Annotated in this window: 22 protein-coding genes; 13 read left to right on the top strand and 9 right to left on the bottom strand. The window is 69.7% G+C overall.

From position 1 onward, the window contains the following. Window positions 1-18 precede the first annotated feature (18 nt). From AC1MBE_RS04330 to AC1MBE_RS04310, 5 genes are all read left to right on the top strand, one after another. On the top strand, window positions 19-1,110 hold the full coding sequence (locus AC1MBE_RS04330; RefSeq protein WP_479781076.1) for an ABC transporter permease: 1,092 nt from the start codon (window positions 19-21) through the stop codon (window positions 1,108-1,110). A 1-nt stretch (window position 1,111) separates the two neighbouring features. Next, window positions 1,112-2,146, top strand: a complete 1,035-nt coding sequence (locus tag AC1MBE_RS04325) for an ABC transporter permease (protein WP_479781075.1) — start codon at window positions 1,112-1,114, stop codon at window positions 2,144-2,146. Next, window positions 2,143-3,858, top strand: coding sequence for an ABC transporter ATP-binding protein (locus tag AC1MBE_RS04320; protein WP_479781074.1), 1,716 nt, complete (start codon window positions 2,143-2,145; stop codon window positions 3,856-3,858). Before AC1MBE_RS04325 ends, AC1MBE_RS04320 begins: the two co-directional genes overlap by 4 nt. A 154-nt stretch (window positions 3,859-4,012) precedes the next feature. Next, entirely contained in the window at window positions 4,013-4,450 is a 438-nt protein-coding gene (locus AC1MBE_RS04315) for a chorismate mutase (RefSeq protein WP_346959723.1), read from the top strand. A gap of 8 nt (window positions 4,451-4,458) precedes the next feature. Next, on the top strand, window positions 4,459-5,490 hold the full coding sequence (locus AC1MBE_RS04310; protein ID WP_479781073.1) for a uroporphyrinogen decarboxylase/cobalamine-independent methonine synthase family protein: 1,032 nt from the start codon (window positions 4,459-4,461) through the stop codon (window positions 5,488-5,490). Between the two features lie 3 nt (window positions 5,491-5,493). On the opposite strand, the gene AC1MBE_RS04305 is transcribed toward AC1MBE_RS04310, so the two are convergent. Genes AC1MBE_RS04305 through AC1MBE_RS04280 form a run of 6 tightly spaced genes read right to left on the bottom strand, consistent with a single transcriptional unit; the run spans window position 5,494 to window position 11,443 of the window. Continuing rightward, window positions 5,494-6,204: a DUF4166 domain-containing protein gene (locus AC1MBE_RS04305; RefSeq protein ID WP_479781072.1), complete on the bottom strand. Its 711-nt coding sequence runs from the start codon at window positions 6,202-6,204 to the stop codon at window positions 5,494-5,496. A 16-nt stretch (window positions 6,205-6,220) separates the two neighbouring features. Continuing rightward, window positions 6,221-7,513 carry a DUF58 domain-containing protein gene (locus AC1MBE_RS04300; RefSeq protein WP_479781071.1) on the bottom strand — a complete coding sequence of 431 codons (1,293 nt, stop codon included), beginning with the start codon at window positions 7,511-7,513 and terminating at the stop codon, window positions 6,221-6,223. Window positions 7,514-7,516: 3 nt separating this feature from the next. Further along, complete coding sequence (locus AC1MBE_RS04295; protein WP_479781070.1) at window positions 7,517-8,533, bottom strand: AAA family ATPase; 1,017 nt, start codon at window positions 8,531-8,533, stop codon at window positions 7,517-7,519. Next, window positions 8,530-9,687 carry a DUF4350 domain-containing protein gene (locus tag AC1MBE_RS04290; RefSeq protein WP_479781069.1) on the bottom strand — a complete coding sequence of 386 codons (1,158 nt, stop codon included), beginning with the start codon at window positions 9,685-9,687 and terminating at the stop codon, window positions 8,530-8,532. The genes AC1MBE_RS04295 and AC1MBE_RS04290 overlap by 4 nt, the downstream gene beginning before the upstream one ends. After that, entirely contained in the window at window positions 9,684-10,388 is a 705-nt protein-coding gene (locus AC1MBE_RS04285) for a DUF4129 domain-containing protein (protein WP_479781068.1), read from the bottom strand. The genes AC1MBE_RS04290 and AC1MBE_RS04285 overlap by 4 nt, the downstream gene beginning before the upstream one ends. Before the next feature lie 5 nt (window positions 10,389-10,393). Further along, the gene (locus tag AC1MBE_RS04280) at window positions 10,394-11,443 is read right to left on the bottom strand and encodes a DUF7847 domain-containing protein (RefSeq protein WP_479781067.1); all 1,050 of its coding nucleotides are present in this window, start codon (window positions 11,441-11,443) and stop codon (window positions 10,394-10,396) included. A gap of 529 nt (window positions 11,444-11,972) precedes the next feature. Here AC1MBE_RS04280 and mtrA point away from each other — a divergent pair. The 7 genes from mtrA (at window position 11,973) to secA (ending at window position 22,211) form a co-directional block, all read left to right on the top strand. Next, on the top strand, window positions 11,973-12,647 hold the full coding sequence (mtrA, locus tag AC1MBE_RS04275; protein ID WP_346959715.1) for an MtrAB system response regulator MtrA: 675 nt from the start codon (window positions 11,973-11,975) through the stop codon (window positions 12,645-12,647). After that, window positions 12,619-14,478, top strand: a complete 1,860-nt coding sequence (mtrB, locus tag AC1MBE_RS04270; protein ID WP_479781066.1) for an MtrAB system histidine kinase MtrB — start codon at window positions 12,619-12,621, stop codon at window positions 14,476-14,478. Before mtrA ends, mtrB begins: the two co-directional genes overlap by 29 nt. Further along, window positions 14,475-16,193, top strand: a complete 1,719-nt coding sequence (locus AC1MBE_RS04265) for an LpqB family beta-propeller domain-containing protein (RefSeq protein WP_479781065.1) — start codon at window positions 14,475-14,477, stop codon at window positions 16,191-16,193. The genes mtrB and AC1MBE_RS04265 overlap by 4 nt, the downstream gene beginning before the upstream one ends. A 68-nt stretch (window positions 16,194-16,261) precedes the next feature. Continuing rightward, entirely contained in the window at window positions 16,262-17,239 is a 978-nt protein-coding gene (locus tag AC1MBE_RS04260) for a ComF family protein (protein WP_479781064.1), read from the top strand. Window positions 17,240-17,382: 143 nt separating this feature from the next. Next, window positions 17,383-18,102, top strand: coding sequence for a ribosome hibernation-promoting factor, HPF/YfiA family (hpf, locus tag AC1MBE_RS04255; RefSeq protein WP_479781063.1), 720 nt, complete (start codon window positions 17,383-17,385; stop codon window positions 18,100-18,102). Between the two features lie 29 nt (window positions 18,103-18,131). Continuing rightward, complete coding sequence (locus AC1MBE_RS04250; RefSeq protein WP_479781062.1) at window positions 18,132-19,388, top strand: winged helix-turn-helix domain-containing protein; 1,257 nt, start codon at window positions 18,132-18,134, stop codon at window positions 19,386-19,388. Between the two features lie 84 nt (window positions 19,389-19,472). Beyond that, window positions 19,473-22,211, top strand: a complete 2,739-nt coding sequence (gene secA, locus AC1MBE_RS04245) for a preprotein translocase subunit SecA (RefSeq protein ID WP_479781061.1) — start codon at window positions 19,473-19,475, stop codon at window positions 22,209-22,211. 98 nt (window positions 22,212-22,309) lie between these two features. Here the strand turns inward: secA and AC1MBE_RS04240 are convergent, their stop codons facing one another. After that, window positions 22,310-22,783, bottom strand: a complete 474-nt coding sequence (locus tag AC1MBE_RS04240) for an Rv3235 family protein (RefSeq protein WP_479781060.1) — start codon at window positions 22,781-22,783, stop codon at window positions 22,310-22,312. A gap of 44 nt (window positions 22,784-22,827) precedes the next feature. Then, complete coding sequence (locus AC1MBE_RS04235; RefSeq protein ID WP_479781059.1) at window positions 22,828-23,688, bottom strand: LysM peptidoglycan-binding domain-containing protein; 861 nt, start codon at window positions 23,686-23,688, stop codon at window positions 22,828-22,830. A gap of 133 nt (window positions 23,689-23,821) precedes the next feature. Between AC1MBE_RS04235 and AC1MBE_RS04230 the strand changes: the two genes are divergently transcribed. Continuing rightward, complete coding sequence (locus AC1MBE_RS04230) at window positions 23,822-24,436, top strand: hypothetical protein (protein WP_479781058.1); 615 nt, start codon at window positions 23,822-23,824, stop codon at window positions 24,434-24,436. Between the two features lie 9 nt (window positions 24,437-24,445). Here the strand turns inward: AC1MBE_RS04230 and AC1MBE_RS04225 are convergent, their stop codons facing one another. Continuing rightward, entirely contained in the window at window positions 24,446-24,661 is a 216-nt protein-coding gene (locus AC1MBE_RS04225; protein WP_479781057.1) for a helix-turn-helix domain-containing protein, read from the bottom strand. Between the last annotated feature and the right edge of the window lie 67 nt (window positions 24,662-24,728).

The raw sequence follows: 24,728 nt of genomic DNA, 5'->3' as shown, positions 1-24,728 counted from the left end.
ACACAAATTTAGGTACCAATGACAACACTTATTGAGGCGCCGCCCAGCGACGCCGACGGCCTCTTGCCGACAAAGAAGAAGGCGTCCGGTGGGGGACTGGGCCAGTACATCCTGATCAGGTTCCTGCTGATCTTCCCGACCATCCTCATCCTTGTGACGATGGTGTTCTTCCTGATGCGGATCACCGGTGATCCCATCACCGCCGCCCTGGGCGGCCGGCTCCCGCCCGAACAGCTCGCAGAACGAATCGCCTCGGCCGGATACGACCGGCCCATCTTCGTCCAGTACTTCGAGTACCTGGGGCAGCTCATGTCCGGGAACCTGGGCACCACGCTCTCGGATAACCGGCAGGTAATGGAGGTATTGACCACCTACGGTGCCGCGACCCTGGAACTGGCCGTCAACGCCGTTATCGTGGCCCTGATCGTCGGCATTCCGCTGGGCATGATCGCCGCGCACCGCCGGGACAAGGCCCCCGACGCCGTGCTGCGGATCATGGCCATTCTCTTTTACGCCACGCCCGTGTTCTTCGCCGGCCTGTTGCTCAAGCTCACGTTCTCGGTCTGGCTCGGCTGGCTTCCGGTTGCCGGGCGGGCCAAGACCTCCACGGAACTTGCCCTCACCGCGCTCCAGGCGCCCACCGGCATCTACTGGCTCGACGCGCTCCGCAGCGGCAATTTCGATGCCCTCGGCGATGTCATCGCGCATGCGGTGCTGCCCGCCCTCGCGCTGGGCTTGCTGACCGCCGGAATCTTCCTGCGGCTGGTGCGCACCAACGTGATCGGCACGCTCGGCAAGGACTATGTGGAAGCCGGCCGCTCACGCGGTGTCAGCGAATTCCGCCTGGTGACCAAGCACGCCTACAAGCCCGCGCTCATCCCCATCATCACCGTGATGGGCCTGCAGATCGCGGTCCTGCTCGGCGGCGCCGTCCTGACCGAGACCACCTTCGAATGGAAAGGCCTCGGTTTCCAGCTCGCCAGCTATCTCACCGCACGCGACTTCGTGGCCGTGCAGGGCATCGTCGTCCTGCTTGCCGTGATCGTGGCCGTCACCAACTTCATCGTGGACATCATCGCCGCGCTGATCGACCCCCGCGTGAGGTACTGACATGAGCATCGAACCCAATAGCGTCAACGACAACCGCCGGAAACCCTGGTTCGGGAAGCTGCCGGTCGTCTCCCACTTCAACAAGAGTGTGGGCCTGCAACGCGGCATGCTCGTCGCCGGGCTCATCCTGACCTCGTTGTTCCTGTTGACCGCAATCTTCGCTCCGCTGATCGCGCCGTTCGGCTTCTCCCAGATCTCCGACGCCGACGGCGGCTTCCCCGCGCAGCAGGCCCCCGGCGGCAAGCACCTCCTCGGCACCACCGTCGGCGGCTACGACGTGTTCTCCCGCGTGGTCTGGGGTGCGCAGACCGCCGCGCTGGTGATTGTGGTGGCCGTGATCATGTCCATCTTCATCGGCGTCATCCTGGGCCTGGTCAGCGGCTACATCGGCGGCTGGCTGGACCGGATCCTCGTGGTCATCGCCGACGCCGTGTACGCCTTCCCGTCCCTGTTGGTCGCGATCGTTATGGCGATCGTGATCAGCGGCGGCCGTTCCAGCCTGTGGGGCGGCATCCTGGCCGCGGCGATCTCCATCACGGTGGTCTTTATCCCGCAGTACTTCCGCGTCATCCGGGCCGAGACCATCCGGCTCAAGGCCGAACCCTTCGTCGAATCGGCCAAGGTGGTGGGTGCGTCCAACATCCGGATCATGACCCGCCACATCTACAAAAACGCCACCCGCACGCTGCCGCTGATCTTCACGCTGAACGCCTCCGAAGCCATCCTCACCCTCGCGGGCCTGGGCTTCCTGGGCTTCGGCATCGAACCGACCTCGGCCGCTGAATGGGGCTTCGACCTCAACAAGGCGCTGGCGGACACTACCTCCGGTATCTGGTGGACGGGTGTCTTCCCCGGCCTGGCCATCGTCCTCACCGTGCTGGGGCTCACCCTGGTCGGCGAGAGCATCAACGACCTCAACGACCCGCGCCTCCGGGGCCGCAAGAAGGCCGCTTCCGGCAAAGCCGGACCCGACACTGCCGGACCCGGCAGCTCCAGCGCACCGGCGGCGGATACAGCAGAAGTGAGAAGTTCATGAGCACCAATCTCGGCTCCGTTTCAGACCAGCACACCCGGGGCTCCGGACCGGTGCTGGACATCGACCACCTGAGGGTCACGTTCGCCACCGACGCCGGGGACGTCTACGCGGTGAAGGATGTCAGCCTTGAGGTCAACCCCGGCGAAGTCGTCGCGATCGTGGGCGAATCCGGCTCCGGCAAGACCGTCACCGCCAAAACCATCCTGGGGCTCCTCCCCGAGACCGCGATCAGCTCCGGCGCGGTGCTGATCAACGGCAACAACGTGATCAGCGTCAGCGCCGCGAAGCTGCGGGAAATCCGCGGCCGGGACGTGGCCATGGTGTTCCAGGAACCCTCGACGGCGCTCAACCCGGTCTTCACCGTGGGCTGGCAGATCGCCGAGGGCATCCGCGCCCACGCCGGGCACGGGGGTGCCGGCCGGGTCAGCGCCAAGGAGGCCAGGTCACGGGCGATCGACGCCCTGCGCAAGGTGGGCATCCCGGATCCGGAAACCCGGGTCGACTACTACCCGCATCAGTTCTCCGGCGGGCAGAAGCAGCGCGTGGTGATCGCCGCCGCGCTGGCGCTGAACCCGGGCCTCATCATCGCGGATGAGCCGACCACCGCACTGGACGTCACGGTGCAGGCGGAAATCCTGGAACTCCTGCGCAACCTCCGGGACCAGTACGGCACCTCGATTGTGCTCATCACGCACAACATGGGCGTCGTCGCCGACCTCGCCGACCGCGTCGTCGTGATGTACCAGGGCGACGTCGTCGAAGAGGCCAGCGCACGGGTGCTCTTCGCGGAACCGAAGCAGGACTACACCAGGAAGCTCCTCGCCGCCGTCCCGCACCTGGGCCGGAACTCCGCCTCGGCCGGCATGACCGAGCGCGCCCACCAGGGCGGCAAGGTGCTGGTCGAGGCCAAGAACCTGACCATCGAATACCCCGGCCGGCTGGGCAGCCCGGCGTTCAAGGCCGTGGACGGGGTGAACTTCACCCTCTCCGAGGGCGAGGTCTTCGGCCTCGTCGGCGAGTCGGGCTCCGGCAAGACGACGATCGGCCGCGCCATCGCGGGCCTGAACCGGACCACGGGCGGCAGCCTGAAGGTGCTGGACTACGAGATGCTCAATCTCAAGGAGCGCACCTTCAAGCCGCTGCGCAAGCAGATCGGCTTCGTCTTCCAGGACCCGGCGGCCTCGTTCAACCCGCAGCTCACCATCGGGGACTGCATCGCCGAGCCGCTGATCATCCACACCAACCCGACGCCGGCGCAGGCCCGGCAGCGGACCCGGGAACTGCTCGAAGCCGTGCAGCTGCCCGCCGCGTACGCCGACCGGTACCCGCACGAGCTCTCCGGCGGCCAGCGCCAGCGCGCCTCCCTGGCGCGGGCCCTGATCCTGAACCCGAAGCTGCTGATCGCCGATGAGCCGACGTCGGCGCTGGACGTTTCGGTCCAGGCGAAGGTGCTGGAGCTGTTCAAGGAAATCCAGGCCGAATTCGGTTTCGCCTGCCTCTTCATCAGCCATGACCTTGCCGTAGTGGATATTCTCTCGCACTGGGTCGGGGTCCTGTACAAGGGCAAGATGGTGGAGCAGGGCCTCGGAAACCAGGTGATGGGCCATCCGCAGCACGACTACACGAAGAAGCTCATCGCGTCGCTGCCGGTTCCGGATCCGGACGAGCAGGCCCGGCGCCGCGAGGAGTTCCGGGCGGTACTCGGGGCCTGACAGCCCAACCGGGAACGCGGCGCCGACAGGGGCGCTTGCCGCGCAGGGGCCATGCCCGCCGTTCACGCGAACGGCGGGCATGGCCCCTTTCGTTGCCTGGCGGCGGCCGCTTAACACCCGGAAGGAATTGCGCGCCAGCGCCTAGACTGGACCAATGACCGAGCAGAACCAGAACCTCCCCGACGCCGATAGCTATGACCCCGCCGCCAGCTCCCTGGCCGGGCAGGTGGACCCCGCGGTGATGGCGGAGCTGCTCTCGATCCGTTCGAGCATCGACAATATCGATGCCACGCTCGTCTTCCTGCTGGCCGAGCGGTTCAAGGCGACGCAGAAAGTCGGCTTCCTCAAGGCCGCGCACAAGCTTCCGGCGGGGGACCCCGGACGGGAGACGGCACAGATCGCGCGCCTGCGCCGGCTCGCCGCCGAAGCCCACCTGGATCCGGCGTTCGCCGAGAAGTTCCTGAACTTCATCATCGGCGAGGTGATCCGCCACCACGAGGCCATTGCCGAGGACCACCAGGCGGCGGCCCACCAAGCCGCTGCGCAGCGGTCCACGGCTGACGCGGACCCCGCCGTCGCCGCCGAAGCGTAGCCGTGTCCGTGCCAGAGATCCCCGGCCAGGTCACGGCCACCGCCCTGGGGCCCTGGCCGGGCGAAGACCCGGTCGAGGCCGCCCGAATCATCCGCGGCGAACTGGGCAGCCCGCACCTGCCCTTCCTCGCCGAGCTCCCCGACCGGGGTGTCGGTTCGGACGCCCTGGGCCGCGCCGCGTCGCTGCTGGAAGGCCTTGCCGTCGACGTCCAGCCCTACGGCTGGCGGCTCGTCGACCGGCCCGGCAAGGACCTGATGCGGGCCCGGTCGGCCCTGTCCACCGATCTCAACGTCCTCGCCGACGTCGTCGGGGCCGAGGACACTCCGGCCGCGGAGCTCAAGCTCCAGCTGCGGGGCCCGGTCAGCCTGGCCGCCGGGCTGCACCTGCATAACGGGGAACGTGCCCTGATTGACCACGGCGCACGGCGGGACCTCGCGGCCTCGCTCGCCGCCGGTGTGGGCGCCTACCTGCGCCGGGCTGCCGCCGCGGCGCCGGGCGCGAGCCTGGTGGTGCAGCTCGACGAACCCGACATTGCCGCCGTCATGGCCGGCACCATCCCCACCTCCAGCGGCTACCGCACCCTGCGCGCGGTCGCGGGGTCGGAGATCACCGAATCCTGGCGGCTCGTCATCGACGCCCTGAGGGCTGCCGGCGCGGCCGAGGTCGTGGTTTCCGTGCCGGAAGTGGAGGCGCCGTTCGACCGGATCCTCGCCGCCGGCGCGGACGGGTTCGCGGTGCCGCTACGGGCCCTGACCTCCCGCCAGTGGGAACAGATCGCGGGCGCGGTGGAGTCCGGGAAACGCTTGTGGGCCGGGACGTTGCCGGTCGATGATCCCGCCGCGGCGCTGCCGCGTGTGCCCCAGGCTGTCGAAACGCTCTGGCGCCCGTGGCGCCAGCTCGGGCTGCCGGCCACCGCGCTGGGCTCGGTGCGGGTCACGCCGTCGGCAGGCCTCGCCGGCCACACGCCGTCGTCCGCGACGGCGGTGCTGACCCGGCTGACGCAGCTCGCGGACGGGTTGAACCAGCTCGCGCTCGGCTAGGACCTAGACGCGGCTTTCCCAGCGGTCGGGCCGCGCGCGTTCGGGAAGATGGCCCGGCGCCGCGGCAGCGTCAGGGTAGGGCTCAAGCCGGTAGTCGAAGTGCCCGGCGTATACCAGCACCAGGCCGATCTGCGGCTGGATCACCTTGACCTGGATCCGGTGCCGGCCCTCGCCCGGCTCCCACCACTGCTCGGCGTACGCCTTGGCGTCCAGGGCGTCCGGCAGCGGGATCCGCAGGGGGCCCAGGAACAGCCGGGAGGCCTCCGAGACGCCGCGCAGCCGGCCTTCCGGCGTGACGCTGAGGTTGAGGTCGGTGACCAGCCGGCGGTACCGGCCGACGTAATCCACCAGCCGCGGGGTGCCGGCGGAGGAGTCCAGGCTGGTGGTGTCATGGAAGATCCTGGTGGTCTGCGGAAAGAAAATCTCACGCCGGGCAGTGAGGCTGGAGCGCCCGAACGGGTCTAAATGGGCGTGGTTCTCGATCCGGAACCTGATGCCCTCGCCGTACTCAGGGAAGAACGCCTGTTCGCCGGTCGCCAGCCGCAGCAGCGGACGCAGCCAGCGCTGCCGGCACCCGACAACGTCGAAGACGCCCTCGCCGACGCCGTAGTGCCCGGACCCCGGAGCGAGCGAGAAGTAGTCCTGCAGTTCGGGCTGCAGCCGGGAAAAGTCCGGCCCGAGGCCGAGCCGGTAGATGGGGTCGTAACTGCTCACGGCATCCTCCTGGGGGTCACAGCCGTCCGGCGGCTTTCAACCGAATGTACGCGTCCGCGAGCGCCGGCGGCAGCTGCGCCGGTTCGGCGTCGACGACTTCGACGCCCGCGTGGCGCAGCTGGGCGCTGACCGCCTCGCGTTCCAGCAGGGCGCGTTCGGCTGCGGCGGCGCGGAAGACACCGGTGGCGGTCGAGCGCTCGCGCTGCATTTCGCCGAGCAGCGGATCGCGGACCGAGGCGACCACCACCACGTGCTGCTGCGCGAGTTGTGCCGCCATCGGCAGGAGCCCCTCTTCGGGGGCGCCGCCGTCGAGCGCGGTGAGCAGCACCACGAGGGAGCGGTGCGCGGACACGGAGCGGACCCTGGCCGGGATCTGCGGCCAGTCGAGTTCGATGAGTTCAGCCTCCAGCGGGACCATGGCCTGGACCAGCTGTCCGAGCAGGTTCCCCTTGGCTGCGGAGCCGGCCTGCGCCCGGAGCCTGCGGTCGAAGGCGAGGAAGTCGACCCGGTCCCCGCCCCGTTCGGCCAGGACGGCCAGCAGCAGCGCCGCCTCGATGCCGGTGTCGAGCCGCGGCTCGTCGGCGATCCGGGCGGCGGCGGTGCGCGAGGTGTCCAGCAGGATGACGACGCGGCGGTCGCGCTCCGGCCGCCAGGTCCGGACCACGACGGCGGAGCGGCGTGCCGTGGCACGCCAGTCGATGGAGCGGACGTCGTCGCCGCGCACGTAGTCGCGCAGGGAGTCGAATTCGGTGCCGGCGCCGCGGATCTGCACCGCCGCCTTCCCGTCGAGCTCGCGCAGCTGGCGCAGCTTGGAGGGAAGGTGCCGCCGCGAGTGGAACGGCGGGAGCACCCGGAGCGTGCCCGGGCACGGGAGGGTGCGCTGCCGGGCGGCCAAGCCCAGCGGGCCGAAGGCGCGGACCGTGACGTGCGCGGCGGCCAGTTCACCGCGCCGCGTGGGCTGCAGCGTGACGGTCACCCGGCGGCGCTCGCCGGGCGGGACCAGCAGGGGCTGGACCGGGTTCCGCGCGCCGGCCGAGGGCTGCCAGGCGTCCCGGACCAGCCCCCGCAACATCCGGCGCCCGGCGTTGGCCACCGTGAGCACGGACTCGGCCTGCCCGGCGAGCGGGACGCTGCCGGCGTCGTTGCGCTGCACCGAGACCTGCCGCAGCGGTACCGCGAGCGCCAGGTCCAGCAGCACGGCGGCAAGCAGCAGCAGGCCCACCGCGGCAGCAGAGCCCCAGCCGGGCAAGAGCGCCACCGGGAGCAGGCCCAGCAGCGCCAGCAGCACAAAACGTCCGGAAACCGCCATGACTCAGCGCGGCACAGGCACGGAGGCGAGGATGCTGCCCAGCACGCCGTCGACCTGCACGCCGTCCATCTGCGCCTCGGGGCGCAGGGCCACCCGGTGCCGCAGGCAGGGCAGGGCGAGGGCTTTCACGTCGTCGGGGGTGACGAAGGTCCGGCCGGAGAGCCAGGCCCAGGCGCGCGAGCCGTTCAGCAGGGCGGCGGCGCCGCGCGGCGAGACGCCCAGCTGGAAGGACGGCGCTGCGCGGGTGGCGCGGACCAGGTCCACGATGTAGGCGAGGACCTCGGGGCCGACCTCGACGGCGGCCACGGCGTGCCGCGCCTGCTCCAGCTCGGTGCGGCCTGCCACCGGGCGGATCCCGGCGGCGGCCAGGTTGCGCGGGTCGAAGCCGGCCGCATGCCGCCGGATCACCTCGATTTCGTCCTCCCGCCCGGGCAGCGGCATGGTGAGTTTGAGCAGGAAGCGGTCCAGCTGGGCCTCGGGCAGGGGGTAGGTGCCCTCGTACTCCACCGGGTTCTGCGTGGCCGCCACGATGAAGGGCACGGGAAGCTGGCGCGAGACGCTGTCCACCGACACCTGCCGCTCCTCCATCGCTTCCAGCAGCGAGGCCTGGGTCTTGGGCGGTGTCCGGTTGATCTCGTCGGCCAGCAGGATGTTGGTGAAGACCGGGCCCTCGCGGAAGCTGAACTCCGAGGTGTGCGAATCGTAGACGAGCGAGCCGGTGACATCGCCGGGCATCAGGTCCGGGGTGAACTGGATCCGCTTGGTGTCGAGGCTGAGGGCGGCCGAGAGGCTGCGCACCAGCAGGGTCTTGGCCACCCCCGGCACCCCCTCGAGCAGCACGTGGCCGTGGCACAGCAAGGCGATCAGCATCCCGGTGACGGTGGCGTCCTGCCCGACGACGGCCCGGGCGACCTCGCGGCGCACGTCCAGCAGTGCCTGCCGGAGGGGGTCCCGGTCCCGGGAGTCCCAGTGGCCGGGGGCTTCCGGGGCGTGCGTGGAGACGCTTGGCTGATCATTCATCGGGCGTGTACCTCTTTCTCTAGTAGGTCCAGCTGCTGGGCCCAGCGCACGAGGTCGGCCTCGGCGCGGGGTGCGGCGTCGAGGACAGCGGCGACGGTTTCGGGTGCCCGGTCCAGGTGCCGGGCGGCCGCGTCGGTGATGGCTGCGGCCCCGGCGTCCGGTCCCAGCCGGAGCGTCCTGGCCAGCCGCACCAGGGTGCCGGCCCGGAGGACTTCGGCGGCATGGTCGACGGCGCGGGCGTCGTGGTAGAGGCGGGACCGTCCTTCCGCCGTCTCCGCCGCCTTGACCACCACGGGGAGCGGCTCGAAGACCAGGGGACCGAGCCGGCGGCCGCGCCAGAAGGCCGCGAGCACCGCCACGAAGGCCAGCCAGGGCCCCAGGACGTGGGTCCAGGGCGCAGCGAGCTGGTCGAGGGTCACCGGTTCCCTCGCGGCGGGCACGTCGGCGATCCCGGGCAGATACCAGATCAACCGTGGCTCCGCACCGAGGGTCCGCAGCACAAGAGCGGCGTTGCCCTGGTCGGCGAGGGCCGCGTTGCTGAGGATTTTGGTGCTGCCCAGGACCACGGTCCGGCCGTCCTCGCTGCCGGCGTAGAGGCCGCCCCCGCCGTCGCGCGGCGCGTAGCAGACCACTTCTCCGTCGTAGAGGTAGCCATTCGCGGCCGAGACCGTGCCGGCGGCCGCGGGGTCGGAAATAAGGCAAGCCGGGGCGAGCGCCCCGGTGCCGTCCCGAACCACTCCGGCCTGCACGATCCCGCCGCCCACGCCCTGCAGCGTGTTCAGCCGGGGCGTAATCACCACCAGCCGGTCCGCGGCACCGCCCAGGTACTGCAGCTGGTCGCGGCCGAGGTAGCCATTGCGGTCGTAGAGCAGGACGGTGGTGCGCTCGCCGGCATGTTTGGCGGCCTCCAGCGCTTGGCTGGCCGCCTCCAAAGAGTCCTGCTGCTCCACGTTGACGCCATGGCGGCGAAGGATTTCCGCGGCGGCCTGCGCTCCGTCCGGGGCCGGGTTGCGGGTGGACAGCGCCGTCCGGTCGCCGCGGGGCTGCAGTTGAAGGACCGTCGTGAGAACCAGCCCGGCGAGAAAGACGACGCCGAGCACGGTCCAGGTGCGGTGCCGGCGGAGCCAGCGGCGCAGCGTCGACGCGCCGGTCACAGCGGCCTGACAAGGGCGTCCGCGCCGGTGCCCTGATAATCCGGAGTGCTGCCGGCCAGCGCCGCATCCAGTCCGGCCAGTGCCGCATGCTCGCCCGCGCCGGCCGCCGCGCCGCCGTAGCGGACGGCGTCGAAGGTCAGAGCCGCGCCCTGCAGCTCCCCGGCGTACGCACCGAAGGCGCGGCCCAGCCGGGCGGCGGCCTCGCCCGCGGTCCGTCCGGGTTGCCGGTCCAGGACGGTGCGGTCTTCCGCCGCGCGAACCAGGGCCCGGAACTGCTCGACGACGGCAGCGGGCCAGTCCCCGCGGGCCGCCGCTTGCGCGGCGCGCTCACGGTGCACCGCCGGGCTCAGGTCCGGGCCGGCGTCGAAGACGTCCTTGACGGCGGGGCGCCGGGCGTTGAGCCGGGGCCGCACCACCACGATGGCGACGCCGATGACCACGGCGGCGATGACCAGCAGCAGCGGCACGGCATAACCGCCGTCGCCGCCCGGGTCACCGTTGCCGGTCAGCGTCCGCAGCCAGCGGGCAAACTCGGCAAGCGCATCGTCGAGCCAGCTCGGTTCGGCGGCGCGGTACGGCGCCTTCGCGAGTTCTTCCGCGGCCCAGCGTGCGGCTTCGTCGCGTCCGGGGAGCACCGGTGGTTCCTGCTGGAAGTGTGCGGGCAGTGCCGGCCCGGCACGGTCTGCCGCGAGGGCGGGCATACCCGTCATCCGCGGAACGGGGGCGGGCCGTAGGGAGGCTGCTGCCAGGCGGAGGTGTCCCCGCGGACCACCGCTGGACCCCGTCCCGGGACCCCGTCCGGGTCGCCGCCGGTCTCCAGCTGCCGCAGCAGGGCGAGGTCCAGCCCGTCCTTGCGCATCCGCAGGTCCAGGTAGACGAGGGCGACGGTCGAGGTCTGGAAGGCGAAGCCCAGGGCTGCGACCAGGGCGCCGACCACTGCGCCGATGACGGTGACCATGATCCGCACCGCCTGGGACTCGCCTTCGCCGCCTTGCGCGAAGACCGTGGCCCCGAGGCCGCTGCCGAGGAGGTTCACGGGAATCAGGATGATCTGGGTAAGGACGCCAACGAGCAGGCCGACCACCAGGGTGACGCCGAGGATGCGCCACCAGTTGCCGCGGGTCAGCTGCCAGGAGCGGCGCAGGCCGGCGGCCGCGTCGATCTCCTCGACCACGATCGCCGCGGGCGCGACGAGCAACCGAATGGCGAGCCAGACCAGCCCTAGCGTGAGGGCCAGAAACAAGAAGACCAGGGCCAGCGCGGCAGCGCGCTCCAGGACGCGCACGAGCGCCACCGTTCCCACCACCACGACGGCGGCGACGGCGGCCACCCCAAGGATCAGCAGGCCGGCGAACCCCAGCAGCGCACCGGTCCGGGAGCGTGACAGGGTCCACATCTGGCGGAAGCCCGTCGACCTGTTCAGCAGCGAGCGGGCCACGGGAACCGCCATCGCGCCCTGCATAACGACCGAGATCAGCACGGTCAGGAGCATCAACACCAGGCCGACGCCGGCGATGCCGAATACGAGGGCCGCCGCCTGCGAGGGGCCGATGCCCTCCAGCCACGGAGCCGGCGACCACCCGGAGACGGCACCGGTCTGCGCGACGGCGGAGACGACAGAGCCGAGGCCTTGGGCGATGACGCCCGCGCCCAGCATGGCTGCGGGATTGCGCCTGACGGTCTGGAAGGCGCCGTCCAGGATCTCGCCCAGCATCAAGGGGCGCAGCGGCACAATGCCGGGCTTCGGCGGGGCCACGTAGCGGGGCTGGCCGTAGGGGGACAGGTGGGGGGAGCCCGGGCCTGGGAAACCCGGGCCCGGAAGCTGCCCGCCCCACTGCGGCTGCTGCCCCCACTGGGGTTGTTGCCCCCACGGCGGCTGTTGGGCGGGAGGGGGCGGCGGGGTTCCCCACTGGGGTTGCTGCCCCCACGGCGGCCGGCTGACCCACTGCGGCTGCTGGGCGGGCGGGCCGTCCCACGGCTCCCGGCCGCGCTGCTGCGGCTCGTTAGGTTCCTGCTCAGACAAGCTTTTCCTCCCCAAGAAATTGCCCGCCGGACGCCCGCGGCCCGGGCCCGGACGCCCTGCTGCCCGCGGGCCCCGGCGTGAGTCCGGGCCAGCTGTGCCCCCAGCCTATAGTTTCGGCGGCCGGCCGCAAGCCTTAGGCCGGTTCGCGGTGCGCGATTACCGGCGGACGCAGCCCAGCCGCCCCACGGCGGGCAGCTCTCCGCGCCATGCCGGGGACCGCCCGAATACGACAAAGCCATTTCAATAGGGGAATATATAAGCTATGAAGGCACGGATTTTGGTAGTGGACGATGACGAGGCGCTGGCCGAGATGATCGGTATTGTGCTGCGCAACGACGGCTTCGACCCCGTCTTCTGCGCGGACGGCGGCCAGGCCCTGGAGGTTTTCCGCTCCTCCAAGCCGGACCTCGTGCTGCTGGACCTGATGCTTCCGGGAATGGACGGCATTGAAGTATGCCGCCAGATCCGCGGCGAGTCCGACGTGCCAATCGTGATGCTGACGGCCAAGTCGGACACCTCGGATGTGGTCCGCGGACTTGAATCGGGCGCCGACGACTACGTGCCCAAACCCTTCAAACCCGCAGAACTCGTGGCCCGCGTCCGGGCGCGCCTGCGTCCGGGCGACCAGAAGGCGCCGGAAACCCTGCGCATCGCGGACGTGACGATCGACGTCGCCGGCCACGTGGTGAGCCGCAACAGCGAACGGATCTCACTGACTCCGCTGGAATTCGACCTGCTCGTCGCCCTGGCGCGCAAACCCTGGCAGGTCTTCACCCGTGAGCTGCTGCTCGAGCAGGTCTGGGGCTACCGTCACGCGGCGGACACCCGGTTGGTCAACGTCCACGTCCAGCGGCTGCGCTCGAAGATCGAACGCGATCCGGAAGCCCCTGAAGTTGTATTGACGGTCCGTGGTGTCGGCTATAAAGCAGGTTCCTGAGCCGGCGGACGGCCACCCGCAGCCGGAACCCGGACCCGCCGGGCCGCCGGCGCCGCCCGCCGGGCAGAGTCCGCTCTTCCGGGCCCGCATCTGGGCCCGCCGCGCCCGGATCGTCACCGCCCGCGTTCTCCGGCTGGTACGCACCGGAGCGTCCCGCCTGCTGCCCGCCTCCAGGTACCTGTTGCGGGCCCTGCAGCGCCGCTGGCGCCGGTCCCTCCAGTTCCGCACCGTGCTGACCACCCTCATGCTCGCGATCGGCTCCTTCGCCGTCGTCGGCGCGTACCTGTCGAACCAGATCGCCAACAACCTCTTCCAGGAACGGCTGGCCCAGGCCGAGTCCGAGACACGCTACAACGTCAAGCAGGTCCAGGACACGTTCGACGGCGCCCAGGTCACCGACCAGTCGAGCGTCATCACCCTGGTGTACGACACCTTGAACGCGGTCGAAGGCCGCGGCTCGGTGATCCAGCGCCGCTATGTCTTCGAAGCCATGCCCGAACAGACCAAACCCCGCAACCGGTGGGTCGAATCGCGGGCCTCGGACCAGCTCACCATCAGTGTGATCCCGCCCGAGCTGCGCAAGGCGGTCCAGGACTCCGGCAAGGACCAGTTCTGGGCCTCCACCGAGTTCCCGGTGGGAACTGAGGACCGCCCCGGGATCGCCGTCGGCAACAAGGTGACCTTCAACGGCACCGTCTACGAGCTCTACCTCATCTATGACCTCAACACGGCGCAAAAGACCCTGGACGAGATCCAGAACGTCCTGCTGGCCGGTGCCGCCGCCCTGGCGCTTATGATCGGGGCCGTCGCCTGGTACGTCACCCGCAACGTGGTCAGCCCGGTCAGCCATGCCGCCGTCGTCTCCGAAAAGCTCGCCGCCGGCCAGCTGCAGGAACGCATGGTGGTCAAGGGCGAGGACGAAGTGGCCCGGCTCGGCGCCTCGTTCAACCACATGGCCGCCAGCCTGCAGGAGCAGATCACGCAGCTGGCCACCCTGTCCCAGATGCAGCAGCGGTTCGTCTCCGACGTTTCGCACGAACTCCGGACCCCGCTCACCACGGTCCGGATGGCCGCCGAGGTGCTGTATGACGCCCGCGACCAGTTCGACCCGATCAACAAGCGGTCCGCGGAACTGCTCTACAACCAGGTGGAACGCTTCCAGTCGCTGCTGGCGGACCTGCTGGAAATCTCCCGGTTCGACGCCGGCGTGGCCATGCTCGACGCCGAACCGACCGACATCGTCCAGCTCATCTCGCACGTGATCGAGGGGGTCGCCCCGGTAGCCGCCGAGTACGGCTCCGAGGTGACGCTCAACGCCCCCGCCGGCAGCATTGTTGTCGAGATGGATGACCGGCGGATTGACCGGATCCTGCGCAACCTGGTCCTGAACGCCCTGGAGCACGGCGAGGGCCGGCCGGTGAACGTCTCGGTGGCGGCGAACGACACCGCGGTGGCCGTCGCCGTCCGGGACCACGGCATCGGCATGACCGCCGCGGAAGCCGCCCGCGTGTTCGACCGCTTCTGGCGCGCCGACCCCGCCCGGGCACGGACCACCGGCGGCAGCGGCCTGGGACTCTCCATCGCCACCGAGGACACCAAGCTGCACAACGGCTGGCTGCAGGCCTGGGGCAACAAGGGACGCGGCTCCAACTTCCGCCTCACCCTGCCGCTGCGCCAGGGCGAAACCATCACCAGGTCACCGCTCCAACTGGAACCCGCCGACGTGGGGCCGGCCGGCGACCAGTCCGAACGGACGATGCTGCTGCTGGAGACCGCCGTCACCGATCCCCGTCCGGCCGCCGGCCGCGACGGGACGAAGGAGCAGTCATGAGGCGCACCAGGAAGTTCACCAACCACGCCGCGGCCCTGCTGGCGGTGATCCTGGTTCTGCTGACCTCCTGCGCCCAGATTCCGCGGTCCGGGCCGGTGGGCAAAAGCACCGATGAGAGCGCCGGGAAGCCCAACAACGCCCCGGTCTTCTTCCCCGTGGCTCCGCGGGCCGGAGCATCCCCGGAAGCGGTGATCGAGGACTTCTACCTCGCGGGCAGCGGCTACGAGGACGACTACGCGGTCGCCCGGCAGTACCTCACCCAGGCCTCGTCGGTGCAGTGGAAGCCGGACCGCCGGGTGCTGGTCTTCCGCTCCGCCCGCGTGGTGCGCACCGCCGTCGAAAACGTCTTCAACTACGAACTCGACCTCGCCTACACCGTCGACGCCGACGGGATCGCCACGGCGATGCCGGAAGGGTCCAAGGAAAGCATTCCCGCGACGCTGACCAAGGTGGACGGCGAGTGGCGGATCGCGGAGATCCCGGACGGCACCGCCATCCCGGAACAGACGTTCAAGGTCATCTACGGCGCGTACCCCATCTACTTCTACGACCCCACGTTCACCTACGCGGTGCCCGACATGCGCTGGTTCATCAAGAAAAAGACCGTCAAGGCCATGGCCAGTGCCCTGCTCGGCGGTCCCGCCCCCTACCTCAAGGGCGCCGTGGTGAGCGCCTTCCCCTCGGGCATCAAGCTGGCCCGCGAGTCGGTACCGGTGGTCTCCGGCGCCGCGCAGGTGGACCTTACCGCCAAGGACCTCGTGGAGGCCTCCAACAAGGACCGGCTGAGGATGCAGACCCAGCTCGCCTTGACCTTCCGCAGCCAGCCCGATGTCATCAACGTGGAACTGCGGGCCAACCAGGACCTCGTCCGGGTGGAAGATGACGGATCCGTACTCCCGCCGGTGCGGGACGAGGACGTTCCGGCCCGCCAGATCGCCGTCAGCAACAACGACCTGGTCCGCTACGAGAACAACAAGCTGGGGCCGGTGCCGGATATCCAGTCCGTCCGGGCCCTGGCCCCGCGCCTGCCCGCGGAATCTCCGGTATCCCAGGCCGTGGCGTTCCTCAACCGGGGCCACAGCACGCTGTACTCGATCATCCCGGGCCAGCCGGCACGCGCGCTCACCACGCGGGCCAGCCTTTCCCGGCCGTCCTTCGGCCGGTACGACTGGGTCTGGACCGCCGGACCCGGCGGCAACGGGACCACCGAGGTCCTGGCCTACCGGCCCACCGGGATCGCGACGGGGGCAAACGTACCCACCGTGACCCTGGCGCCGCCGTGGCTGGACGGCCGGAGCGTCAAGGAATTCAGGGTCTCGCGGGAAGGAACCCGGGCCCTCGTCATTTCAGAGTTGAACGGCAAGACCTCCGTCCAGATCACCGGAATCGTCCGGACCGCCGACGGCACCCCCCGGGACCTCACCGCGCCGATCACCCTGCTGACGGCCCGGGCCCCGGACCGGGGCGTCTGGGTCAACGACACGACTGTGGCGGTGATGAAGAGTTCAGCCAGCGGGAACGTGACTCCCGAGCTGCTTTCCCTGACGTCAACTGCTCCGCAGGAACTGGCGCCCTGGCCGGGGTTGACCGCGCTCAGCGCGGGCAACGGGCCGACGGAGATCTTCGGGCAATCCACGGAAGGGATCTTCCAGCGCCTCGGCAACGGCTGGTCAGCGCAGCTCAAGGGCGCCATCGACCCGTCCTTCCCGGGCTGACCGCCCGCCTGTCCACATAGCGCCGGCGACCCCTGCCGCGCCGGGCACGGCGCGCCCAGCCTTGGACGGTGACCAAACTCCAGCGCCGCGCACCTGACCGGACCCCTGACCGGGACCCTGATCCGGACCTCGCCCCGTACCCGGGAGGGGCGAAACACCGCGGCGGCTACTCCCGCTGGCCGGCGCGGACCGCGGATTGGGCCGCCGCTGCCGCCGCGGAGTTGCTGGCGCTCGCCGTTCCGGTGGAATGCGTCTGCTGCGGAGCGGAGGACCGGACCCTCTGTGCCGCTTGCAGCCACCGCATCCGTCAGCTGACACGCCGGCCGTTCCGGGCCGAGGGGAGGGCTCCCGCTTTGGTGGACATGGACGGCTCCCTCCTGTTGCCGGTGGTCGCGGCCGGCGTCTACCGGGCGGAGCTGGCGCAGTCCGTGCTCTCCTTCAAGAGGTACGGCCAGCGCCAGCTCGCCGAGGAACTGGCCGGGGCGCTCGTCAAGGCCATCGGTGCCGCTGCCGGCCAGGCGGAGCGGATCGTGCTTGTGCCCGTCCCCACCAGCAGCGCAGCCTTTCGACGCCGGGGGTTCAGCCCGGTGCACCTGCTGCTGGCCAGGGCCCGGCGGAGCCCGGCGCTGAACCTGGCCGACGTCGCCGATGTCCTCCGCCGGACCCGTCCCGCGGCGGCCGCCTCCGGCAGCCGCAGCACGGCGGCGCGCGGCAGCCGCAGCTGGCTCGGCTGGCCAGCGGGGCAGAAGGGCCTGGGCCGAGCGGCCAGGCTCCGGCAGGTGCGCGGTTCCATGCGGGTCACGGGCGGAAAGGGCCGGGCGGGGCTGGACGGTGCGCCGTGTGTCCTGGTCGACGATGTGCTCACCACCGGCGCCACGCTGGCCGAAGCGGCCCGGGCGCTGCGCGCCGCAGGCGGGGTTGTCCGCGGCGCGGTGGTGCTCGCGGCGACACGCCCGCCGGACCAGTACGACTTTGCCCCGGCAGTCCCCGCCGCTGGCGGGAACCACGGCCGGGACGAAAAAAATAAACCAAAAAAAGATGAATAACAGGGGGCTATGAACTAACGTCGAAGATGGGTACCAAGAACAGATGTACCTGTCGATAGCGGCTCGGAAAGGGGCTCGACTGTCAGTCAGATCAGCCCCCGGAAGCGTCGCTGTCGTGTCACCGAAGTCATTTGGAGGGCACCATGGAGTTCATGATCAGCGGACGTAATTTGACGGTTTCCGACCGGTTCCGCGAATACGCCGACGAAAAGATCTCAAAGATCGCGTCCCTGGGGGACAAGGTCCAGAGGGTCGATGCGAAGGTCACTAAGGAGACCAAGGCCCGCCAGACCGCCGAACTGCTCACCGTAGAGCTCACAGTCCTCGGGCGGGGTCCCGTGATCCGCGCCGAAGCCAGCGCGGCAGACAAATTTGCAGCCTTCGATCTGGCCTACAACAAGCTTCTTGAGCGGTTGCGCCGGGCCAAGGACCGCAAGAAGGTCCACCACGGCCGGCACACGCCGAAGTCCGTCACCGAGGCAACGGCGTCCCTGGAGCCCGCCAGCACCAGCGAGCCCATCTATGAGGAAGCCAGCCGTCCGCCGCAGTCCGCGCCGGCAGAGAAATCGCCGTACGAGCTGGAGAACGACATCCCGGCCGGGGACTCGCCGGTGCTGATCCGCCGGAAGGTCTTCCCTGCAGCGTCCCTTTCGCTCGACGACGCCGTCGACAATATGGAACTCGTCGGCCACGATTTCTACCTCTTCGTGGACAAGGAGACGAAGGCACCCTCGGTCGTCTACCGCCGGGAAGGCTGGACCTACGGCGTCATCAGCCTGGACCAGACCTGCGAACCGGGCGAGGCTCCGCTGGAAGAGAAGATCATCGCTTATCGTTCAGAGGATGAGCCTGCCAGCGCCTGAGCTGGTGACCATCCAACGAAGGGACTGACGTGCACGCATCGCTGAGCCTCAAGCAGGCGCGGCGGATCGCACTGGCAGCCCAGGGATTGGACAAGGTCCGGCCCGCCGCACCCGTGAGCGCACGGGCGGTGGGCCGTACCTTTGCCCGCCTCCACCTGGTCCAGATCGATTCGGTCAACGTGCTCTCGCGGAGCCACTACCTGCCGTTCTTCTCCCGGCTCGGGAACTACGACCGCGCCATCCTGCACCGCATGGCGGAAAAGCACCCGCGGCGGATGATGGAGTACTGGGCCCACGAGGCCAGCTTCATCCGGCCCGAGCACTTCCCGGACCTCGTGCTGTGGCAAAACCGGAAATGGGTCGGCGCCCACGCCATGGACCCGGAGCTGCGCGGAGAGGTGGCACAGCGTGTGCTGGAGGTTTTGGCCGCGGGCCGGCCGCTGACCGCCGCCGAACTCACCGCCAGGCTGGGCCACGTGGAGGACCGCCCGAAAGACAACTGGGGGTGGAACTGGAACGCGGTCAAACGCGTCCTCGAGCACCTCTTCGAGGAGGGCCTTGTCTCGGCCGCGTCCCGGACCGGGTCCTTTGAACGCCGCTACACGCTGACCGCCAGGGTCCTGGCCGCCTCGCCCCCGGGCAGCCGGTCGGAGCCGGCGCAGGCGGACCCCGCCGCAGGCCGGGAACCGGACGCCGCGGCGGCCATGGCCCGGCTGATCGACGCCGCGGCGCAGGCCCACGGGATCGGCACTGTGCGGTGCTTCGCGGATTACTTCCGCACCCCGTTGCGCGCCGCCGCCACCGCGGTGGAGCAACTCGTGGAGGCCGGGCGGCTGGAGCCGGTAACCGTCACCGGCTGGAACAGGCCCCTTTACCGGCACGCGGACGCCGGGCTGCCCCGCGCCGCCCGCGGCCGTGCACTGCTCAGCCCCTTCGATTCCCTCGTCTTTGAACGACGCCGGCTGGAGGAACTGTTCGGCTTCCACTACCGGATCGAGATCTATACCCCGGAAGCCAAGCGACGCTACGGCTACTATGTGCTGCCGTTTCTGCTGCGCGACGGGATCGTGGCGCGTGTGGACCTGAAGGCAGACCGGGCGACCGGCAGCCTGCTCGTCCGCGGCAGCCATGCCGAGCCCGGCGCGCCGGCGGACACCGCCGTCGAACTCGCCGAAGAACTGCAGCTCATGGCAGAGTGGTTGGAGCTGGACCGGGTCGTTGTCGCCCCCGTGGGGGACCTGGCGCCGGCGCTCGGGCGGGCCGTGGCCGGCTTGCCTCCGCTCTGAGGGAACAGGCGCGTCCCGCCCTGCGTCTCTCCCGTAGACTAAACACGCCGGAATTCGGCAGCTTGAGACTGGGAGCAATTTCACGTGGCATCACTTATTGAAAAACTTCTCCGCACGGGTGACAAAAAGACCCTGCGGCAACTGCGGAACTATGCCGATTCCATCAATGCCCTGGAAAGCTCCTTTAAGACCTTCACCGACGCCGAACTGCGCGAAGAGACCGACCGCCTCCGTGCCCGCCACACCGACGGCGAGAAGCTCGACGACCTGCTGCCCGAGGCGTTCGCCGCCGTCCGCGAGGCATCGTCCCGCACCCTGGGGATGCGCCACTTCGACGTCCAACTGATGGGCGGCGCCGCCCTGCACCTGGGCAACATCGCCGAAATGAAAACCGGTGAAGGTAAAACCCTGGTGGCCACCGCTCCGGCCTACCTCAATGCGCTCACCGGCAAAGGCGTGCATGTCATCACCGTGAATGACTACCTCGCCGAGTACCAGTCGGACCTGATGGGACGCGTGTACCGCTTCCTCGGCCTGAGCAGCGGCTGCATCCTCTCCAACCAGGACCCCGCCGTCCGCCGCGAGCAGTACGCCTCGGACATCACCTACGGCACCAACAACGAATTCGGCTTCGACTACCTGCGCGACAACATGGCGTGGGACAAGTCCGAACTGGTCCAGCGCGGCCACCACTTCGCCATCGTCGACGAAGTGGACTCCATCCTCATCGATGAGGCCCGTACCCCGCTCATCATTTCCGGACCCGCGCAGGGCGACACCAACCGCTGGTACAGCGAGTTCGCCAAGGTCGTGCTGCGGCTGCAGCCCGAAACCGACTACGAAGTCGACGAGAAGAAGCGCACCGTCGGCGTCCTCGAGGCCGGCATCGAGAAGGTCGAGGACTACCTCGGCATCCACAATCTCTACGAATCCGCGAACACCCCGCTGATCGGTTTCCTGAACAACGCCATCAAGGCCAAGGAACTGTTCAAGCGGGACAAGGACTACGTCATCCTCGACGGCGAAGTGCTGATCGTGGACGAGCACACCGGACGTATCCTTGCCGGCCGGCGGTACAACGAGGGCATGCACCAGGCGATCGAAGCCAAAGAGGGCGTCGAGATCAAGGCCGAAAACCAGACCCTCGCCACGGTCACGCTGCAGAACTACTTCCGCATGTACAACAAGCTCGCGGGCATGACCGGCACCGCCGAAACCGAAGCCGCCGAGTTCATGAGCACCTACAAGCTCGGCGTCGTCGCCATTCCCACCAACCGGGACATGCAGCGCATCGACCAGCCGGACCTCGTCTACAAGAACGAGACGGTCAAGTTCGACGCCGTCGTCAAGGACATCGCCGAGCGGCACGAAAAGGGGCAGCCGGTCCTGGTCGGCACCACCAGCGTCGAGAAGAGCGAATACCTGTCCCGGCTGCTGGCCAAGGAAGGCATCCGCCACGAGGTTTTGAACGCCAAGAACCACGCCCGTGAGGCGTCCATCGTGGCGCAGGCCGGCCGCAAGGGCGCCGTCACGGTCGCGACCAACATGGCCGGCCGCGGTACCGATATCATGCTCGGCGGCAACGCCGAGTTCACCGCCGTCGCCGAGCTCGCCAAGCGGGGGCTCGATCCGGAGGAGAATTCCGAAGAATACGAGGCCGCCTGGCCGGCCGCATTCGAAGCCGCCAAGCAGTCGGTCAAGGACGAGCACGAGGAAGTCCTGAACCTCGGCGGCCTGTACGTGCTCGGCACCGAGCGGCACGAGTCCCGCCGGATCGACAACCAGCTCCGCGGCCGCTCCGGCCGTCAGGGCGACCCGGGCGAGTCCCGCTTCTACCTGTCGCTGACCGACGACCTGATGCGGCTGTTCAACTCCGGCGCAGCCGAGCGGCTTATGAACAGCTCCGTGCCGGACGACGTCGCGCTCGAATCCAAGCTCGTCTCGCGGGCCATCGCCTCGGCCCAAGGCCAGGTGGAGGGCCGCAACGCCGAACAGCGCAAGAATGTGCTGAAGTACGACGACGTCCTGAACCGCCAGCGCGAGGCAATCTACGGTGACCGCCGTCGGATCCTGGAAGGCGATGACCTGCACGAAAAGGTCCAGTACTTCCTCGAGGACACGATCACCGCGTTCATCGACGAGGCGACCGCCGAAGGCACCGGCGACGACTGGGACTTCAACCTGCTCTGGTCCAACCTGAAGACCCTGTACCCGGTCAGTTTCGCGCCGCGCGACGTGATCGACGAAGCCGGCGGCAAGTCGCGGATCACCGCCGACTTCCTGAAGGAGGAGATCCTCTCCGATGCGCGCCTGGTCTACCAGGCCCGCGAGGAGCTGATCGGCTCCGAGAGCATGCGCGAGCTTGAGCGGCGCGTTGTCCTCTCCGTGATCGGCCGCAAATGGCAGGAACACCTCTACGAGATGGACTACCTCAAGGAAGGCATCGGCCTGCGGGCGATGGCCCAGCGCGACCCCCTGGTCGAGTACCAGCGCGAAGGCTTCATCATGTTCCAGGCCATGATGGAGGCCATCCGGGAGGAGAGCGTCGGCTTCCTGTTCAACCTGGAGGTCGAGGTGACCCCGGCGCAGGACGTAGTGGTGGCCGACGCCGCGGGCCAGCACACGGAGCACCACGAGCCGCAGATCCACGCCGCCGGCCTGGAAGCGCCGGAGAAGCCGGCCCAGCTGCAGTACACGGCTCCCGGCGAGGACGGGGCAGCCCAGACCCGGGTCGAGGCGAAGTCCTCCGGCCGTTCCGGCAACCCGGCGAAGGCTGCGGCCCAGGAGTCGCCGCGCCGCGCCAACAAGAAGAAGCGCCGCTAACAAAAGCGCCGCACTGACAGTGCAAAAGCAGGGCAGGAACGGTGGTTCCGGCCCTGCTTTTGCGTTGACCTCCTTTCCCTCGTTCCTGGCGCGAACCCTCAGCCGATCTCCAGGACGGTGACCCGCCAGACCAGCCTGCTGCGCTCCAGCCGCAGGGCGACGGCGCGGACGCGCAGTTCGTCGGACACCACGGCGCTGGCCTCATAGACGTCCTCGGAGACCCGGAAGGCGCGGACCGAACGGACGGCCGGGTTCCGGTGCAGCCGGCCGGCCGTCGGGGACGTGCCGGACGCAACACGGCGCGTCAGGGCGGCCCGGTGCTGCAGCGCTGCCAGGCAGCGCTCGTCAAGCCGGCGTGCGAGCTGCTGGGCGGGCCGGGTGCCGGCGAGGACCTCGATGGCGGCCTGCACGGTGGCACGGGAAATCGCGCACACCTCGCGGTCCTGGTCCACGACCCGCAGGGCCGGTGCCGGACCGCGGGGCCCGGAGGGTCGGGGGACCGGGTGGGGGCCCGGCGGCGCCGTCGGGGAAGGGACAGCGGCGCCTGCGCGGATACCGGTTACGGGACTCATGGGTCTTCCTTTGCTGTCGTTTGATCGGGGTTCAGGGGACGGGTTTAGGGATTGGCCGGCAGCCGGAGGACCTGCCCGGGCAGCAGCAGTCCGGGATCGCTGCCGATGAGCTTCCGGTTGGTCTGGTAGAGCCGCGGCCAGGCCAGGGCGATGTCGACGTCGGACGCCAGCGGGCCCAGCTCCGCCGCGCAGATGCTCCACAGTGAGTCCCCGGCCCGGACGGTGACCTCGCCCGCGCCCGCGGCCGGCTGCTGCGGACGCAGCGGCAGGGGCGCCAGCGCGCGGGGGTCCACCGGCGGCGGCGCCGGCGTCCAGTGCGGATCCACACCAAGGGCCCGGGACCTGGCCGAGGGGCCGTGCTCCGGCGCGGGCCCGGGTGAGGGGCCGGAAGCGGCCGCCGGACCAGGCGTCGGCACCGGCGTACCGGCAGCCGGCACGGCACCGCCGACGGCGCCGCCCGTAGGGGTCCACGCCGCGGCAGCGGCTGGCGGGGTGGACGGCGCCGGCGCCACTGGACCGGGACCGGCGTGCGCCAGCGGTGCCGTGGCGAGCTGCAGCCCGACGGCGGCCAGGGCCAGCCGGCGCATGAAGGCGGGGCTGAACCGGCCGGCGGCTACTGCGGCCCGGCGGCTGCCGCTGCGTTCGAGCAGCGCGGCCGTGACGGCAATCAGAAAGGACAGCGCCCACCAGACAACGACGATCAACCCGGTGGTGTTGGCGGCGATTGCCAGCTGGTCCTCGAAGGAGAGCGCTTGGCGCCGCGCGGCCGAGGAGTGCAGGCGCTGCGCGAGCTGGGCGCCCGACCCTGCGAGGAAGGTTCCGAGCAGGAGGATGAGGGACGTCAGCGCGGTGTCAGTGCCGAGCCCGTGTCGGTGCCCGCCGCAGGAGAGTTCCGTGGTGTCCATGACTGCCTCCTCCGCAGGCCAGGCCGCCCGCTCAAGATGTTGTTTGGTATAAGTTGATGCAATTTGATGCATTTAGGATCGTTTAAGCGAGTTTGGCCTTGACGAAGTGGTTTGTCCAGAGCTGACCGAAAGAATGTGGATTGACCGCCGCCGGGACGGCCCCTACGCTGTCGCCATGCGCTGGGACGACCTGTTTGCAGACCTGGAGGCACAGCTGGCTGCCGGCGAACGGGTCGACTTGGACGTCGAAGTCGGTGAACGGGCGCGGGTGGAAGCCGCAACGGTCGAGTTGGCGGACCGGCTGCGGGGTTCGGTGGGCCTTCGGATCGGCGTGCACCTCGGCTCCGGGACGGTCTACGAAGGGACCCTGAGCCATGCGGGCAGCCAGTGGCTGGTCCTCGACGAGGAGCGGCACCAGCTGCTGATTCCCCACTCCGCTGCGGTTCGGTACGCGGGGCTGTCCAGGCTGGCGGTCGGCGCGGGTACGGAAGTCCGGCAGCGGCTCGGACTGGCCAGCGCACTCCGGGGGCTGGCCAGGGACCGCGCCAGCCTGGCTGTGATGGTGTCCCGCGGGGCAGCGGGGGAATCCGTGCTGCACGGTGTCATTGACCGGGTCGGCCGCGATTTCCTGGACCTGGCCGTCACCGGTCAGGGTGAGGACCGGCGCCCTGCCAACGTCCAGGCGGTGGCGACGATTCCGTTCAGCGCCCTTGCCGGGGTGAGATCGGCACGCGGCGCGGTCGGGTAGCGGACGGGCTCAGTTGCCCTTGGACCGGGCCTCCTCGATCATCCGGCTGGCCTCGGCGTAGCGTTCCTGGATGTACTGCTCCAGCATGGTCTCCTCCACCCGCCACTGGCCCCGTCCCCCCACCTGGATGGCCTTGAGCTGGCCGCTGCGGACAAGGGCGTAGGCAGCGGGGGAGTTGATCTGGAGCTGCTCGGCAACGTCGGCGAGGGTCAGGAATCGGGGCATGGCACCATTTTGCCACCGCTGGCGGCATTTGGGGCCGTTATCCACAATTTGCTGTTGTTTGCCGATC

This window comes from Arthrobacter sp. BG5 (assembly GCF_056680155.1).
This window is presented reverse-complemented; position numbering and strand designations above follow the sequence as displayed.

Coding starts and splice junctions, on each gene's coding strand:
- AC1MBE_RS04330 (WP_479781076.1), top strand. CDS start 19: ATGACAACACTTATTGAGGCGCCGCCCAGCGACGCCGACGGCCTCTTG.
- AC1MBE_RS04325 (WP_479781075.1), top strand. CDS start 1,112: ATGAGCATCGAACCCAATAGCGTCAACGACAACCGCCGGAAACCCTGG.
- AC1MBE_RS04320 (WP_479781074.1), top strand. CDS start 2,143: ATGAGCACCAATCTCGGCTCCGTTTCAGACCAGCACACCCGGGGCTCC.
- AC1MBE_RS04315 (WP_346959723.1), top strand. CDS start 4,013: ATGACCGAGCAGAACCAGAACCTCCCCGACGCCGATAGCTATGACCCC.
- AC1MBE_RS04300 (WP_479781071.1), bottom strand. CDS start 7,513: ATGGCGGTTTCCGGACGTTTTGTGCTGCTGGCGCTGCTGGGCCTGCTC.
- AC1MBE_RS04295 (WP_479781070.1), bottom strand. CDS start 8,533: ATGAATGATCAGCCAAGCGTCTCCACGCACGCCCCGGAAGCCCCCGGC.
- AC1MBE_RS04285 (WP_479781068.1), bottom strand. CDS start 10,388: ATGCCCGCCCTCGCGGCAGACCGTGCCGGGCCGGCACTGCCCGCACAC.
- mtrA (WP_346959715.1), top strand. CDS start 11,973: ATGAAGGCACGGATTTTGGTAGTGGACGATGACGAGGCGCTGGCCGAG.
- AC1MBE_RS04265 (WP_479781065.1), top strand. CDS start 14,475: ATGAGGCGCACCAGGAAGTTCACCAACCACGCCGCGGCCCTGCTGGCG.
- hpf (WP_479781063.1), top strand. CDS start 17,383: ATGGAGTTCATGATCAGCGGACGTAATTTGACGGTTTCCGACCGGTTC.
- AC1MBE_RS04240 (WP_479781060.1), bottom strand. CDS start 22,783: ATGAGTCCCGTAACCGGTATCCGCGCAGGCGCCGCTGTCCCTTCCCCG.
- AC1MBE_RS04235 (WP_479781059.1), bottom strand. CDS start 23,688: ATGGACACCACGGAACTCTCCTGCGGCGGGCACCGACACGGGCTCGGC.
- AC1MBE_RS04230 (WP_479781058.1), top strand. CDS start 23,822: ATGTGGATTGACCGCCGCCGGGACGGCCCCTACGCTGTCGCCATGCGC.
- AC1MBE_RS04225 (WP_479781057.1), bottom strand. CDS start 24,661: ATGCCCCGATTCCTGACCCTCGCCGACGTTGCCGAGCAGCTCCAGATC.